The organism is Photobacterium frigidiphilum, from assembly GCF_003025615.1.
GTDB lineage: Bacteria > Pseudomonadota > Gammaproteobacteria > Enterobacterales > Vibrionaceae > Photobacterium > Photobacterium frigidiphilum.
Map to the genome: position 1 here is coordinate 81,968 of NZ_PYMJ01000023.1, position 14,814 is coordinate 96,781.

A 14,814-nucleotide genomic window follows, 5' to 3' on the forward strand; every position below is an offset into this window, starting at 1 on the left:
TAGTGAGGTATATTAGGTGTCGATAAGTAGCAGATCATCTTCGCGATTTTAAATCATCTAACAACGTTAGACATTTTGTAAACAGATCCTAGTTACTTCAATTATTGTTTTGTTATTCACTATTTTTCCTGCACAAATATTTGACCATCTACTTGTTAAGTATGGCATTACTCATTTAAGCAAAAGGCAATTCATGCATATTACGAATAAAACATTTACTGAACACGATTTTAGCGAGCAAGATCTTCAAGATGCTCGTTTTGAAAATTGTCAGTTTTATCGTTGTAATTTTAACCGTGCAAATTTATCTGATGCATCGTTTATTGAATGCCAATTCATTGAGCGCGGCGATGTGGATGGTTGTCAGTTTGAATATACAAAATTAAAAGATGCTAGCTTTAAACATTGTGATTTGAGTATGGCGCAATTTAGAGGTGCTCAGTGCTTTGGTATTGAATTAAGAGATAGCCAGTTAAAAGGGGCTGATTTTGTGTTGGCCAGCTTTGCGAATTACATCACCCACAATACCTTCTTTTGCTCTGCCTACATTTCCCGTTGTAATTTATCGTATGCTAATTTTGAAAATCAACGTTTAGAAAAGTGTGAGTTATTCGAAAATAAATGGAATGGTGCCAACCTATTAGGTGCTACATTCAAAGGCTCTGATTTAAGTCGTGGTGAGTTTTCGCCAGAAGCGTGGGGACAATTTGATATGACGGAATGTAACTTGTGTCATGTTGATCTTACCGGGCTTGATATTCGTCGAGTGAGTGTTGCAAAGGTGACTATTTGTGATTGGCAGCAAGAGCAATTACTTGAACCATTAGGGGTTGTTGTACTACCGGGTTGATAGTCGTTCGCACCTAAGATGCGAGTATCATTCTAAAGAGGGCTCTTTGGAAAGCATACTCGCACCTTGAAACGTCAACACGCCCTAGTTACGAACGATGTTTATTTTTTCGTGCGCATGTATAGTTCTTCAACTTTTGTTCTTGCCCATTCCGTTTTACGTAAAAACTTTAGGCTAGATTTGATGCTTGGATCTTGGTTAAAGCAGCGAATATTGATGCGATAGCCTAGTTCTTCCCAACCATAATGCTCGACAAGTTCAGTTAATAGCTTTTCGAGAGTGATGCCGTGAAGAGGGTTGTTTGTTTGAGTCATGTTTATTGCCAATGAAAGAATCTAACGCAAGTATATCAGTTTATATACCCAAGTCACCTCAAGGTGCAGGATTCAGAGTGGCCTCAGTGTGTTTAATTCAAGGGAAACATATGTAGGAATGGTATTCCCATCCAACCATTCTTTTATCCTCTTTTTTGTTATTTAGGTATGTTATGACACAACACAGACGCGCAGACTTATTGATAGTTTGTGCAACATTACTGGCTTCGGCGGGTTGGATTTTCTCTAAGCAAACTATTCAAGGGCTCCCGCCTTTTGGGTTTATTGGTTTACGGTTTGTACTGGCCTCATTGCTTATATTTCCTTTTTGTTACCGTTTATTTAAGCAAGTGAGCCTGAAAGACATCGCGCAATCGTCACTTGTCGGCATGTTGTTGGGGGCGGCATTACTGACCTGGATCTATGCGATTTCAGTCAGCGATACCCTTGGTGAAGGGGCGTTTATTATGAGCCTGTCTATGCTATTAGTTCCGTTAGTGGCATGGCCGTTATTTAAACAAAAGCCAAGTCGGCCTTTTTGGATTTCGTTACCCTTTGCTATTGTTGGTTTGGTTTTATTGTCGTTATCTGGTGGTGGTTGGCATCAATCAGTAAGCCAAGTGTGGTTTTTATTGGCTGCTGCATTATTGGCATTGCAGTTTAATTTTAATAGTCGATACGCGCAGCGCATTCCCACGCTATTACTGACGTGTGTTCAATTATTTGTAACTGGTGTAATGGGGCTTATTGCTTCACTCATGTTTGAACAATGGCCACAAACGGTTGATATAGAAATTTGGGGCTGGTTTGCTTCTAGTGTCTTGATTGCAACAAGCATTCGCTATGTATTACAAACAGCAGGGCAGAAACACACGAGTGTGGCTAATGCCGCCATTATTATGGTTTTAGAGCCTGTCTGGACGGTGTTCTTGAGTATTATGTGGTATGGCGAGAAGATGCCAGCAGAGAAGGTAATAGGCTGCTCATTAATCCTTTTTGCATTACTGCTTTATCGAGGCTGGTATACCATTACAGGTAAGCTATTTAAATAATCAGCTTTCACGCAGAAGTCACTCTGAGTTTAGTGTCTTGAATTAGTTAGCTATATAAGTACTTAACTAAAAACAGCCCCCTATTTTCACTAAAATGGAAATAGGAGGCTGTTTTTGTTCGTGGTAATTGATTTTTAACACATCAAATATTGCTGTTTTACTGGCTCTTTTTTTGTTGATATTTGCTGGTTTTTCTTACTTAATGCAGCACATCTAGGGCAGCCATTACCCGCGAGATGATTCGATGGAAGCTGCTCAAACGCACCATGTAGTGAGCAAATAATTGTGCCCTTTGTCCGTACATTTACATAGCCAAATAAGCTGTAGTCATAGCGTTCACCGTGAATAAATTGAGCCTGCAGCGTAAACTGTTCATTGGTTTTTTTTTTGCCTTTTTTTGCGCAAAGCGGGCAACCCACACCACGTAAATGGGCATCGGGGCGTTGCTCAAAATCCCCATGTTCGGGGCAGGTAATAATGGCTTTAGAGAGCGCACCTGTATAAATAAACTTCGAATAATCGTATTTACCCGCATGTACCTTTATCGCTTCATTTACGATCACTTCGCGGTTTTTTGGATACGATTTCGAGCATTTTGGACACCCTTTACCTGAAAGGTGAGCATTGGGGCGCTGTTCAAAATCACCATGTACTGGGCACGAAATTAGACCCTTAGTCAGTGCTCCAAGGTATTCAAATTGGCTATAATTATATTTTTTACCATGCAGCTTTTGGGCGGATAAAACAAATTGCTCTTTTGTTTTCTTTTCTTTGCCTGCACATTTTGGGCACCCTCTACCGGCAAGGTGAGCATCAGGGCGTTGTTCAAAATCACCATGTAGTGTGCAGGTTATGAGGCTTTTTGTTTTAGCATTCAGGTAAATGAAGTTTTCATAGCGGTATAGTTGGCTATGAATATGATGCGCTTCTTGAATAAATATTTCGGTTGTTTTTTTCATTTAATTGAACTACCAATGATTATCACTTTAACGAATACTGTTTCATTACATGGTTGGTATACGACTAAAAGAGCAGTTATTTACTCGTAAGGGTGTATAAATATATTTATTAATAAATGTTATTGTGAATAGAAGTGAGTTCTTAATAACCGTATGCTCTTGTTTTATATGTTTCTCTTTTATTGAAAAACAAGCAACACTCAAAAATGAAAATCATTGTTGCATTTTTTATGATAGCGGTCACAGTTTGTATGATGTAAATTTCAATCATCAAGTTTCTAATGAAGAACACGTCAATATTAATGATTCCAAAACTTTTTATAAGTGTAGGTAACCCACATTGCAGTTTTTGTAATTAAGTAAAAGGTTGGATGTTTATTTAAAGGGACTTTCCTTTTAATTCAAATGTGCCCTTAGTGTTTTAAATAATTACATATATTGTAATGGTGATAAAGGGTGGACGTTATTTTTGATTGGATAAGTATTGTTTAAGGAGTAGGGAAATATAAATACTGTTTAATGTAAGAGGGATAATCTATGGAAGTTTCTTCCAGTCGTAGTGATATATTATTAGCTGCAAAACAGATATTAATTAGTCAAATTATATGTGGTGCAATTTATTTGCCCTATGTCGTAATGTCTTCTGATCTATTAGGTATCGAATCTGCGTTGATAGGTATGGCTATCGCTGTTATTCCATCGATGATGGGAATGATAACAGCAACGTTTAAAGTAAAGCTGAAGAAAGATAGCAGTATCAGTGAGTTAATAAGAGTTACTAGAACGGTCAAGCTTGTGTACACCGTTGTTATGTTCATTTTAGCCTTCCGGTTCATGGCATTGAGTAATGTAATAATGTTATCTGCTTATGGCATGACATTTTTAGGATGCTTTTTAACCCCGATACTTAATAAACCTCAATTTAGGATGGCGTAAGGTGGATAATGTCAGTTCCGCTCACGAATATATTGAGCACCATCTAACCTTCCTTACATTAGGAAAAGGTTTTTGGAGTATTAATATTGACTCCATGATCATGGTTTGGATGGTAGGTTTACTTTTCATTGGTGTATTTAGATATGTTGCAACCCGAGGGACTAAAGGTGTTCCTGGTCGTCTGCAATGTTTTATTGAAATAACCTTTGATTTTGTAAATAACCTAGTTAAAGAAATATTTAAAACTGAAGATAAACTCATTGGTCCATTAGCTCTTACTATTTTTGTCTGGGTATTTTTAATGAACAGTATCGATTTATTACCTGTCGATTTTGTTCCTGCATTAACCCGATTATTTGGTGTCGAGCATTTCAGAGATTTACCATCAGCTGATGTGAATGTTCCTGTATCAATGGCGTTAGGTGTCTTTATATTAATTATTGGTTATACCTTGAAAAACAAAGGTATTGTCGGGTTTATTAAAGAGCTAACAACACAGCCATTTGAACATCCATTGTTATACCCAGTGAACTTCATTTTGGAATTAATTACATTAATTTCAAAGCCAATTTCACTCGGCTTACGACTATTCGGCAACATGTACGCAGGTGAAATGATATTCATCTTGATTGCATTAATGCCTTGGTGGATGCAGTGGGCATTGAGTGTACCTTGGGCCTTGTTCCACATACTAATTGTGTTCTTACAAGCTTTCATCTTCATGGTACTAACCATTGTTTACTTAGCTATGGCAACAGAAGAGCACTAGTTATTTAGCGTCTTAGCTATTAACAATCTCTAGCCACTATTTATCTTATTTATCGTTAATTTATAAAAATTTGGAGTCATTCATGGATATCGTAAGTGCAGTTCTTTACGTTGCTGGCGCACTATTAATTGGTTTAGGTGCGGCAGGTGCTGCAAGTGGTATTGGTAACTTGGCGGGTAAATACCTTGAAGGTGTTGCGCGTCAACCGGATCTTACTCCAATGCTTCGAACTCAGTTCTTCATCATGATGGGTCTTGTCGATGCGGTTCCAATGATCGGTGTTGGTATTGGTCTATATATCATTTTCGCTGTTGCTTAATAAATGACTATTGCGGTGATACAGCGCGAAGTACTTGATGTTTAGCGCTGTTGTTACCAAGCATTAATTAAAGAGTGAGGATGTATGAATTTAAATGCAACCATGCTTGGCCAAGCAATATCCTTCGTGATTTTTGTATGGTTATGTATGAAATACGTATGGCCACCATTGACCGCATTGATTGATGAACGTCAGCGTGAAATAGCCGAAGGGCTTAGCCAGATGGATCTAGCGGCAAAAGAACTTGAATTAGCAAAAGCCAACGGTGATCAACTGATGGTTGAAGCGAAACAAAGTGCTAGTGATTTGGTTGAACAAGGCAATAAACGCCGTAGCCAAATTATTGAAGATGCCAAGCTAGAAGGTGATACCGAGAAAGCTCGAATCATTGCTCAAGGTCAATCAGAGCTTGAAAGTGAGCGTAATCGCCTAAGGCAAGAACTTCGTCAAGAAATGTCAGATTTGGTTATCGAAAGCGCGGAAAAATTGATTAAACGCAACCTTGATAATGCTGCAAACCGTGAATTTGTTAATAAGCTAATTACGGAAATGTAATCGGGGAGATCACCATGTCAGATCTAAAAACGATAGCTCAACCTTATGCCAAAGCCGCGTTTGATTTTGCTTTAGCCAATAAGTCGCTCGACCAGTGGGCACACATGTTAATGGTAGCTGCAGATGTTGCTCACCAGCCCGTGATTCTTCAGGAAATCAAAGAGATTGATTTCAAAGGCGCGAAAAACGCCGAGGCTTTTACGCTGATGTTTTTAGATATCTGTGAAGGCTTACTTGATGAACATGGTCAGAACTTTGTTCGAGTGATGGCTGAAAATGGCCGATTAATTGTTCTTCCTGACGTTCTAAATCTTTTCATGGAAATGAAAGCGGACTTTGAACGCACTATAGAAGCGACAGTGTTATCTGTTGAACCATTAACAGAAGAACAAAAAGTTAATTTGGTTAAAGCATTGGAAAAGCGTCTTTCTCGCAGTGTTGAGTTGGATTGTCAGATAGATGAATCGCTTGTTGGCGGCATGCTTATCAAAGCTGGAGAACTGGTTATTGATGGCACTCTCAAGAGTTCGATGAACCGACTAGCAAGTAGTCTACAAGCGTAACGGGTAATAGATATGCAATTAAATTCAAATGAAATCAGCGATCTAATTAGACAACGTATCGCAACCTTTAATGTGACGAGCCAAGCTCGTAACGAAGGCACAATTGTCTCGGTAAGTGACGGTATTATTAGTATTAATGGTCTTGCTGATGTTATGCAAGGCGAGATGATTGAACTACCAGGTAATCGCTACGCATTGGCGCTTAACCTAGAGCGTCATTCCGTAGGTGCTGTGGTAATGGGTCCGTATTCGGATCTTGCTGAAGGTCTTAAAGTAAAAGGCACGGGACGTATTCTTGAAGTACCAGTTGGTCGTGGCTTACTGGGTCGTGTTGTTAATACGCTTGGTCAAGCTATTGATGGTAAAGGCGCAATTGAAAACGATGGTTATTCGCCTGTCGAAATTATTGCCCCTGGTGTTATTGAACGTCAATCAGTCGATCAGCCTATTCAAACGGGTTATAAAGCGGTTGATTCCATGGTGCCAATTGGTCGTGGACAACGTGAACTGATTATTGGTGACCGTCAAACGGGTAAAACGGCGATGGCGATTGACGCCATCATTAACCAAAAAGATTCTGGTATTAAATGTGTTTACGTCGCGATTGGTCAGAAAGCTTCAACCATTGCTAACGTAGTACGTAAACTGGAAGAACACGACGCATTAAAAAATACCATTGTGGTGGTTGCAACAGCATCTGATGCGGCAGCACTTCAATACCTAGCGCCTTATTCTGGTTGTACCATGGGTGAATACTTCCGTGACCGTGGTGAAGATGCACTGATTGTTTATGATGATCTGTCTAAACAAGCGGTTGCTTACCGTCAAATTTCACTACTGCTTAAGCGTCCACCGGGTCGTGAAGCTTTCCCTGGCGATGTGTTCTACCTCCACTCTCGTCTGTTAGAACGCGCATCTCGTGTAAATGTATCGTATGTTGAACGTTTTACTAAAGGTAAAGTAAAAGGCAAAACGGGATCGTTAACAGCACTGCCAATTATCGAAACCCAAGCGGGTGATGTATCAGCTTTCGTACCGACGAATGTGATCTCGATTACTGATGGACAGATCTTCCTACAAACGCATTTATTTAACTCGGGTTTACGTCCAGCGGTTGACCCTGGTATTTCGGTATCTCGTGTAGGTGGTGCGGCGCAAACGAAAATTGTGAAGAAACTGTCGGGTGGTATTCGCACTGCACTTGCACAGTATCGTGAACTTGCGGCTTTTGCTCAGTTCTCATCTGATCTTGATGATGCAACACGTAAGCAACTTGATCACGGCGAAAAAGTGACAGAGTTGATGAAGCAGAAGCAGTACGCACCAATGTCTGTTGCAGAACAAGCGATCGCTATTTTCTCTGCTGAAAAAGGGTATCTAGGTGATGTTCCTCTAGCCAGTATTGGTGCGTTTGAATCTGCATTAATGGCGTATGCGAAAAGCGAACACTCGGCATTGCTAGATACTATCAATAAGACGGGTCAATACGACGACGATATTGAACAAAGCCTACACAAGTTACTGAAAACATTCACCGCGACACAGTCGTGGTAAATCGAAACAGGGTAAATACAGCGTGGTAACTCTCGCTGACATCAACCCATCGTGAATGTTGATAGGAGCTAAATATGGCAAACGCAAAAGAAATTCGCACCAAGATAGCGAGCGTACAAAATACGCAAAAGATCACCAGTGCAATGGAAATGGTTGCCGCAAGTAAGATGCGGAAGGTGCAAGACAACATGGCGGCAACCCGTCCTTACGCTGAAAATATGCGTAAGGTAATCAGCCATGTTGCATCGGGCTCATTAGAGTATAAGCACCCCTATCTTGAAGAACGTGAAGCAAAACGTGTGGCGTACATCATCATATCTTCAGATCGAGGCTTATGTGGTGGCTTAAATAGCAACCTGTTTAAGCGTGCATTAACGGACATGCGCCAATGGCAAGAGAAAAACGTTGAAGTAGATCTGACGTTAATCGGTTCAAAAGCTATTTCGTTTTTCCACCGTTTTGGCAACGTCATTGCACAAACATCAGGCTTAGGTGATAAGCCTAAATTGGAAGATCTGTTAGGTGCTGTTACAGCCATGCTTGAGCACTTTGATGACGGCAAAATTGATCGCTTGTATTTGGTATACAACGAGTTCGTTAATACGATGGTACAGAATCCACGTATAACGCAATTATTGCCACATCCAGATAAAGATGAGTCACAAGACAGTAAACCCAATGACGCAACTAGCCGTTGGGATTACATCTACGAACCCGATCCAAAAGACATACTCAACGCTTTAATGCTGCGTTACATCGAATCACAGGTGTATCAAGGCACCGTTGAAAGTATCGCTTGTGAGCAAGCCGCAAGAATGGTCGCGATGAAATCGGCGACAGATAATGCAGGCGACATTATTAACGATTTGCAGCTGGTTTATAACAAAGCCCGTCAAAGCGCTATTACCCAAGAGTTAAGTGAAATCGTAGCCGGTGCACAAGCCGTTTAAACAGAATTCAGAGGATATCAAATGAGTACTGGTAAAATTGTCAAAGTCATCGGCGCTGTCGTTGATGTGGAATTTGACCAAGATAGTGTGCCACGTGTTTATGATGCTTTGAACATCATTGATGGCGACAACAGCTCTCTTGTACTTGAAGTACAGCAACAAATTGGTAGCGGAATCGTTCGTTGTATCGCAATGGGTTCGTCAGATGGTATGCGTCGTGGTTTAACCGCGATGAATACTGGTGAACCGATTACTGTACCTGTGGGTGAAGAAACCCTTGGCCGTATTATGAACGTATTAGGCCAACCGATTGATGAGTGTGGTGAAATTGGTCAGAAAACCTCTTACCCAATTCACCGCGAGCCACCATCATATGAAGAACAAGCGAACAGCACTGAACTATTAGAAACTGGTGTAAAAGTTATCGACTTGATTTGTCCGTTTGCTAAAGGCGGTAAAATTGGTTTGTTCGGTGGTGCGGGTGTGGGTAAAACCGTCAACATGATGGAGTTAATCAACAACATCGCCAAAGCTCACTCAGGTCTATCGGTATTTACAGGTGTGGGTGAACGAACTCGTGAAGGTAACGACTTCTACTACGAAATGAAAGAAGCCGGTGTACTTGATAAAGTTGCCATGGTGTATGGCCAGATGAACGAGCCCCCAGGTAACCGCTTACGTGTAGCACTTACAGGGTTAACCATCGCAGAACGCTTCCGTGATGAAGGCCGTGATGTACTCTTGTTCATCGATAATATCTACCGTTATACCCTTGCGGGAACAGAAGTGTCAGCCCTGCTTGGTCGTATGCCTTCTGCGGTAGGTTACCAACCAACATTGGCTGAAGAAATGGGTGTGCTGCAAGAGCGTATTACATCTACGCACAAGGGATCGATCACCTCGATTCAAGCGGTTTATGTACCTGCGGATGACTTAACGGATCCATCACCAGCCACAACGTTTGCTCACCTTGATGCAACCGTTGTACTGTCGCGAAATATCGCCGCATTAGGTCTTTACCCAGCGATTGACCCATTAGATTCAACGTCGCGTCAGCTTGATCCTTTAGTTGTTGGTACTGAGCACTATGAAGTTGCTCGTGGCGTACAAACTGTACTGCAACGTTATAAAGAACTGAAAGATATTATTGCGATCTTAGGTATGGATGAATTGTCTGAAGATGACAAATTGACCGTAGCCCGAGCACGTAAAGTCGAGCGTTTCCTAACTCAACCTTATCATGTTGCTGAAGTATTCACGGGTCAACCGGGTATTTTTGTATCACTAAAAGATACATTGAGTGGCTTTAAAGGCTTATTGAGTGGCGAATACGATGATGTTCCAGAACAAGCATTCTTGTACTGTGGCGCGATTGAAGACGTTATCGAAAAAGCGAAAACTATGTAAGTTTGAGGAGGATTTATGGCTATCGGCGTTACTCAGAATACATTCCAACTCAACATTGTGAGTGCAGAAGGTCCGTTATTTAGTGGTAAAGCACATGCTTTGGCTATTTCGGGTCTTGATGGTGAACTTGGTATTCGCCCTGGTCACTCTCCTTTGCTGAGTCGTATTAAACCTGGCGTTGCTTATTTTCAAACTGATTTGAAAGGGGATGACGAAATCCTCTACATTTCAGGCGGTATTCTTGAGGTTCAACCTTCATTAGTGACGGTATTGGCTGATACAGCCATGCACGGTAAAGATATTGATGAAGCTCGTGCGAATGAAGCACGACGAGCAGCAGAAGAGAATATTAATAAGCAGGGTCACGATATCAACTTTGCGCAAGCGCAGATGGATTTGGCGAAAGCAATGGCGCAATTACGTGCCGTTGAATTAACCCAAAAACAGAGGCGTCGCTAAACAACTCCAGTACCATCACTATCGATCGAATGCTCTGATATGTACCGATATCAGAGCATTTTTTTGTCTGTAATTTGATGTGTTGTTTTTGTTTCAAAGTAGAGTCGCTAATTATTACGTTTAAATCAGTACGATAGGCAGTATCTCGATAATACTATACGTCCCTGAATCTGTGATATACCTTCGCTAAGTTCAATTGACAGGCCATCATTAAGCCCATCACAGGGTAGATCTGTCTTATCTGATTATTTCCTATTTATTTCATTATAATTAGTCCTTTTTCGGAAGATTCATTTAATAAGGTAACGGTAATTAGCAAGTTGTCACGTCAATATGACCTCGAGTTCATATCCTTGTGAAATGTAGAATTATTTGTATGACTTTTAAATATTACAAACAGAGAATTTTGCGCAATGGATCAATATTACGTTCAGAATAAGTAGCGTTACGCCCCCCCCCCTTCCTGCTTCATCGCAATAAAATAAATTTGCCATACTAAAACTTAGGCGTAAAGTTGGAACCACTTTTCAATAACGTATTAGTTGATAGTGATCAACACAATATGATTCAAGTAAGTAATAGTATTGAGAAAAATATTAATGATTGGTTGTCCTCATGAAAAAACCTCTTACCGTACTGTCATTTTTTTTGCTGTCTGGATGTGTCTCAACTCAAGGTGACGTGCAAGATTACCTTGTAACAAATGCAGATTTGCCAGCAAAGCAGAAGATCAACCATCTAAAAGAAAATGTCCCATCAGATGGGTATGACGCAAGTGGGCCTTGTAATACCTTGTTAGAATGTGCTGTTTATACCAAGGATATTGAGTTAGCCGAATGGTTATTTACCCGGTGGGAAGAAGAAATGCTCATGCACATGATAGTGCGAGAAAGAACGTATTATGATGGCGAGTATTACAAGATTAGATATACCATCAACTCACCGATGCGGTTTGGGTTAAGCGACGATGATACTGAGAAATTCATTCGGCTTATGAAGCAGCACCGAATAGAATCCGATGTTTGTGGTTATGGGAATTACTCACCAATAGCAACCGCTTATATTAATAATTACCCTAAAACATTTGCTCTACTTTTAGCCGATCACAAAATAACCCCTGAAGGTAAAGCAGACTTAGCTTCACCTACCAGCTGTAAATTTCCGATAGAAGCTCTCGAGAAGCAGAACGTTAGTAGTTGGCAATACGATTCTGGTCTGCTTGAGATGGCAATGAATCACTATGATGGCAGCCCCGAAAAAAGTAAAATGTTTGCTGCGCTGCTTGATAACGGGAATGATGTTGAGAAAGTCACCGATTTTAGAATGACCCGTTGTTATAAATATGCAGGCAGTTCAGCACTGGCGTATTCAGTCTGCCAAAATAACGAGAAGGCCTATAACTTTCTCTTGAACTACTACAAACAAACAGACCGACTAAGTTCAGCGCAAAAAGAGCATATATTTGCTCATACGCAGGATGTTATAAAGAACACCCCATCAGCGGCAGAGCTGCAGCGAAAATCAGAGGAAGCTAAGCTTGCAAGCGAGAATGCCTGGAGAAAGCATGAAGCTCAACGGGCAGCGGAGTGGGATAAATTCAAGTCTGAGGCAAGGCGCAACTCTCAAAAAGTGGCAACAACACAAGCAAACGATGAGCCTTTTGGGTTTGATATCTATAGTAACAGCGGCAGTAATAGCGATTCATCTGGCTCTGCTTTCCACCTCTATGCAGAAGAGTTCCCAGAATATAAGCCATACGTTCCGCCGGAAAAATCATCCCAATCAACTGATTTATACAAGCCTTTGCAACCACCTTGGTTCAAGACTGAGTATTAAAGTGTGTATTAACTAAACTTAGAGGGGGCAGAATTGCAACTTAAATCGTATGCTGCACTTCTTTTTTTTCGTTAACCAAAGAGAACTTAGTCCAGACTTGAGAGAGCCAGCGTTTCGCCATAATCAGCCCTCTGACCCATTCATCTAGGTCAATGGTTAGCCATGCCCTAATACACCATAGCCGAGATGAATGAGAATAAGCAGATACTGAACACGGCGATTCCCCACATAAAGAATATGCCAATCTGATATAGATATCGAAAGACAATAAAGATGAAAACTTTTACCTGTTTTTGTAACTCATCGATTTATTGGTTTTTTACTGGGCACCTTATGCTTTCAGCGACATTTGTTGTAACTACACCGTGTATTTCGAGTAAGATAAGATCGGCTATATAATAATAGTGGTTCAGTTATTACTTCTTCGTAATATTTCTCTATATAAGCGAGTTCGAGTTTGTTCAAGATTTCGGATAGGTGCCGGCCTCGCGACACATATCCTTATCTGTTCTACACCAACACTTGTCGTGTGTTCCTGATGTAATGATGGATCTGACGCTCGGTTTTTAAGTCAATCATCTCTTTTGGGCGACAACCATTTGGGCAAGGCATACGCGGTGTTGTGCCAAACAATCGGCAGATCAATGGTCGTTCCCCGTACACTGTGCAACCCTTAGGACCTAGGTGTACACAATCAAACTCATTTAATGCGGCTTCATGTTCTGCATCCGTTTTCACTGGCAGGCGCGACATTTCTTCCGAAGAAGTCGTTACCGGTCCGCAACAATCGTGGCAACCTGGCACACATTCGAACGACGGAATACGCTCGCGTAGAAGCGCGATTATCTCTCGGTTATTGTTCATTCATACCTAACTTTTGTGCAGTTCGCGATCATTATAATTCTACACCAAATTCACTAGAAGTTGACAATGCCTTTAAATTTACTATGTGCCACAGCGCTGTGCATATTCAGGAAACGCCCTGTGCGGAGCCGCATGCCGGGTGTTGTGTGGGCTGGTGGTTAGAAACTGCCAGCTACCCGATTAGGCATTTCTTCCGTCTAAGATCGTTGCAGCAATTTCTGCGGCTTTACGAGTATATTGAGTGCATTGCTTACGGAGGTGCCGTTCTTTAAACATACTTTGTCCTTCCGATGTTCCAATATCGCATCCCAAAAGTACATGACAATCCATAGCACCAAACTCTTTCTCGAATTCAGAAATCAGGCGTTGAGTTGCACTGTAGATTAGTTGTACTTGTTCTCGATTATTCGAACGACCAAGACCAAGACTTAACCCCATTATCGCACCAGTTAATGCACCACAAGTACCACACGTACGAGCCATACCGCTACAAAATGCTGTCGCTACTTTGGGAAGGTACTCACTTTCAATATCTTGGATATTTGCGAGTGCTATAACAACGCTTTCTGCACACAATAAGCCATTGTTAAAGGAATCTTCAGCTAAATCTCCAGCTATTTCACTATTCATAGTTTTCATATGTTTTTCCTTAAATGCCCTACGTTTGCAAATAAGTGGCAGTATTTTACTGCACACTTAAACTGATAAGCGTAATCACAGAATCAATTTTAAACAAAACTGCTGAGTAATCGTGTCCATTTCTAGCCCTATTTGCTTGCTAGAAATGCTATTCCTGCAGCTAAGCAAGTTGCTATCGCTACATTTTTCACTGGACTTTGCTCGGTGGGAGTTAACATTGCAGCTAAAGCTGCTGCACCACCGGCGGATTGAACAACTGCATTATCAGACTTTAATAGTGCTCCAACACCAATAGCGGAAATTAGATATTTTTGAACTTGCGTGCTTTCTTTAACTAAACCACATGAAGTCCTTACAAAATGTTCGCAGTTTTCAGCAAAAAGATTATAAGGTAAACCTAGATACTTTCTTGCTGTTTGTATGGCTAATTCGGGGTTTTCAGCTTTGATCGAGCTTAATTGTACATTGCGATTATCTGAGAATGCTTCAAGGGCGATCTCTTCAACACTGTGAATTTTTTTTGAATTGTGAATCACCATGTTGTTACCAACATAAATTCCGTAGTGCTTAAAACCTGTATATTGAATTTTTAGGACTTGTCCCTGTTGATACATTCTTGATTCCTTTCATCTATAGATATAACCACTAATAAAATTTTGGTAGTAGAGTAAGAGACAGAGCGTAGTCGAACTATTTCTCTGCCTCTCCTCACCGAACCGCACGTGCACCTTTCAGCGCATGCGGCTCTCCACTTAACCGTGGCCAACGGCCATCGCAACATCAGTGTA

General features: G+C 40.9%; 17 protein-coding genes. 12 read left to right on the forward strand and 5 right to left on the reverse strand.

The window, feature by feature from the left end:
- Positions 1-193 precede the first annotated feature (193 nt).
- Positions 194-850 carry a Qnr family pentapeptide repeat protein gene (locus tag C9J12_RS19555; RefSeq protein ID WP_107244241.1) on the forward strand — a complete coding sequence of 219 codons (657 nt, stop codon included), beginning with the start codon at positions 194-196 and terminating at the stop codon, positions 848-850.
- 101 nt (positions 851-951) lie between these two features.
- Here the strand turns inward: C9J12_RS19555 and C9J12_RS19560 are convergent, their stop codons facing one another.
- Positions 952-1,164: a VF530 family protein gene (locus tag C9J12_RS19560; RefSeq protein ID WP_107244242.1), complete on the reverse strand. Its 213-nt coding sequence runs from the start codon at positions 1,162-1,164 to the stop codon at positions 952-954.
- A gap of 173 nt (positions 1,165-1,337) precedes the next feature.
- On the opposite strand from C9J12_RS19560, the gene C9J12_RS19565 reads away from it, so the two are divergent.
- The gene (locus C9J12_RS19565; protein ID WP_107244243.1) at positions 1,338-2,216 is read left to right on the forward strand and encodes a DMT family transporter; all 879 of its coding nucleotides are present in this window, start codon (positions 1,338-1,340) and stop codon (positions 2,214-2,216) included.
- Between the two features lie 134 nt (positions 2,217-2,350).
- Here the strand turns inward: C9J12_RS19565 and C9J12_RS19570 are convergent, their stop codons facing one another.
- Positions 2,351-3,175, reverse strand: coding sequence for a hypothetical protein (locus C9J12_RS19570; protein ID WP_107244244.1), 825 nt, complete (start codon positions 3,173-3,175; stop codon positions 2,351-2,353).
- Positions 3,176-3,712: 537 nt separating this feature from the next.
- Between C9J12_RS19570 and C9J12_RS19575 the strand changes: the two genes are divergently transcribed.
- The 10 genes from C9J12_RS19575 to C9J12_RS19620 all read left to right on the forward strand — a co-directional run bounded on the left by C9J12_RS19575 (position 3,713) and on the right by C9J12_RS19620 (position 12,523).
- Positions 3,713-4,111: a hypothetical protein gene (locus tag C9J12_RS19575; protein WP_107244245.1), complete on the forward strand. Its 399-nt coding sequence runs from the start codon at positions 3,713-3,715 to the stop codon at positions 4,109-4,111.
- Between the two features lies 1 nt (position 4,112).
- Positions 4,113-4,880, forward strand: a complete 768-nt coding sequence (gene atpB, locus C9J12_RS19580) for a F0F1 ATP synthase subunit A (protein ID WP_107244246.1) — start codon at positions 4,113-4,115, stop codon at positions 4,878-4,880.
- An 82-nt stretch (positions 4,881-4,962) separates the two neighbouring features.
- A complete protein-coding gene (gene atpE, locus C9J12_RS19585) occupies positions 4,963-5,199 on the forward strand; it encodes a F0F1 ATP synthase subunit C (protein ID WP_004730405.1) in 237 nt (78 codons plus the stop codon).
- A gap of 84 nt (positions 5,200-5,283) precedes the next feature.
- The gene (gene atpF, locus C9J12_RS19590) at positions 5,284-5,754 is read left to right on the forward strand and encodes a F0F1 ATP synthase subunit B (protein WP_006228791.1); all 471 of its coding nucleotides are present in this window, start codon (positions 5,284-5,286) and stop codon (positions 5,752-5,754) included.
- Positions 5,755-5,768: 14 nt separating this feature from the next.
- Positions 5,769-6,317, forward strand: a complete 549-nt coding sequence (locus C9J12_RS19595) for a F0F1 ATP synthase subunit delta (protein WP_107244247.1) — start codon at positions 5,769-5,771, stop codon at positions 6,315-6,317.
- Positions 6,318-6,329: 12 nt separating this feature from the next.
- Positions 6,330-7,871, forward strand: coding sequence for a F0F1 ATP synthase subunit alpha (gene atpA / locus C9J12_RS19600; protein WP_107244248.1), 1,542 nt, complete (start codon positions 6,330-6,332; stop codon positions 7,869-7,871).
- Between the two features lie 74 nt (positions 7,872-7,945).
- The gene (gene atpG, locus C9J12_RS19605; protein WP_011220232.1) at positions 7,946-8,821 is read left to right on the forward strand and encodes a F0F1 ATP synthase subunit gamma; all 876 of its coding nucleotides are present in this window, start codon (positions 7,946-7,948) and stop codon (positions 8,819-8,821) included.
- A gap of 21 nt (positions 8,822-8,842) precedes the next feature.
- Positions 8,843-10,228 carry a F0F1 ATP synthase subunit beta gene (gene atpD, locus C9J12_RS19610; RefSeq protein WP_107244249.1) on the forward strand — a complete coding sequence of 462 codons (1,386 nt, stop codon included), beginning with the start codon at positions 8,843-8,845 and terminating at the stop codon, positions 10,226-10,228.
- 15 nt (positions 10,229-10,243) lie between these two features.
- Complete coding sequence (locus C9J12_RS19615) at positions 10,244-10,687, forward strand: F0F1 ATP synthase subunit epsilon (protein WP_107244250.1); 444 nt, start codon at positions 10,244-10,246, stop codon at positions 10,685-10,687.
- A gap of 615 nt (positions 10,688-11,302) precedes the next feature.
- On the forward strand, positions 11,303-12,523 hold the full coding sequence (locus C9J12_RS19620) for a hypothetical protein (protein ID WP_107244251.1): 1,221 nt from the start codon (positions 11,303-11,305) through the stop codon (positions 12,521-12,523).
- A gap of 510 nt (positions 12,524-13,033) precedes the next feature.
- Here the strand turns inward: C9J12_RS19620 and C9J12_RS19625 are convergent.
- The 3 genes from C9J12_RS19625 to C9J12_RS19635 form a co-directional block, all read right to left on the reverse strand.
- On the reverse strand, positions 13,034-13,387 hold the full coding sequence (locus C9J12_RS19625) for a YkgJ family cysteine cluster protein (RefSeq protein WP_107244252.1): 354 nt from the start codon (positions 13,385-13,387) through the stop codon (positions 13,034-13,036).
- A gap of 180 nt (positions 13,388-13,567) precedes the next feature.
- Positions 13,568-14,026, reverse strand: coding sequence for a C-GCAxxG-C-C family protein (locus C9J12_RS19630; protein ID WP_227876417.1), 459 nt, complete (start codon positions 14,024-14,026; stop codon positions 13,568-13,570).
- A gap of 128 nt (positions 14,027-14,154) precedes the next feature.
- Entirely contained in the window at positions 14,155-14,640 is a 486-nt protein-coding gene (locus C9J12_RS19635) for a lecithin retinol acyltransferase family protein (RefSeq protein WP_107244253.1), read from the reverse strand.
- Positions 14,641-14,814: the final 174 nt, after the last annotated feature.

Coding starts and splice junctions, on each gene's coding strand:
- C9J12_RS19615 (WP_107244250.1), top strand. CDS start 10,244: ATGGCTATCGGCGTTACTCAGAATACATTCCAACTCAACATTGTGAGT.
- C9J12_RS19560 (WP_107244242.1), bottom strand. CDS start 1,164: ATGACTCAAACAAACAACCCTCTTCACGGCATCACTCTCGAAAAGCTA.
- atpF (WP_006228791.1), top strand. CDS start 5,284: ATGAATTTAAATGCAACCATGCTTGGCCAAGCAATATCCTTCGTGATT.
- atpA (WP_107244248.1), top strand. CDS start 6,330: ATGCAATTAAATTCAAATGAAATCAGCGATCTAATTAGACAACGTATC.
- C9J12_RS19575 (WP_107244245.1), top strand. CDS start 3,713: ATGGAAGTTTCTTCCAGTCGTAGTGATATATTATTAGCTGCAAAACAG.
- C9J12_RS19630 (WP_227876417.1), bottom strand. CDS start 14,026: ATGAAAACTATGAATAGTGAAATAGCTGGAGATTTAGCTGAAGATTCC.
- C9J12_RS19625 (WP_107244252.1), bottom strand. CDS start 13,387: ATGAACAATAACCGAGAGATAATCGCGCTTCTACGCGAGCGTATTCCG.
- C9J12_RS19620 (WP_107244251.1), top strand. CDS start 11,303: ATGAAAAAACCTCTTACCGTACTGTCATTTTTTTTGCTGTCTGGATGT.
- atpE (WP_004730405.1), top strand. CDS start 4,963: ATGGATATCGTAAGTGCAGTTCTTTACGTTGCTGGCGCACTATTAATT.
- C9J12_RS19555 (WP_107244241.1), top strand. CDS start 194: ATGCATATTACGAATAAAACATTTACTGAACACGATTTTAGCGAGCAA.
- atpD (WP_107244249.1), top strand. CDS start 8,843: ATGAGTACTGGTAAAATTGTCAAAGTCATCGGCGCTGTCGTTGATGTG.
- C9J12_RS19595 (WP_107244247.1), top strand. CDS start 5,769: ATGTCAGATCTAAAAACGATAGCTCAACCTTATGCCAAAGCCGCGTTT.
- atpG (WP_011220232.1), top strand. CDS start 7,946: ATGGCAAACGCAAAAGAAATTCGCACCAAGATAGCGAGCGTACAAAAT.
- C9J12_RS19565 (WP_107244243.1), top strand. CDS start 1,338: ATGACACAACACAGACGCGCAGACTTATTGATAGTTTGTGCAACATTA.
- C9J12_RS19635 (WP_107244253.1), bottom strand. CDS start 14,640: ATGTATCAACAGGGACAAGTCCTAAAAATTCAATATACAGGTTTTAAG.
- C9J12_RS19570 (WP_107244244.1), bottom strand. CDS start 3,175: ATGAAAAAAACAACCGAAATATTTATTCAAGAAGCGCATCATATTCAT.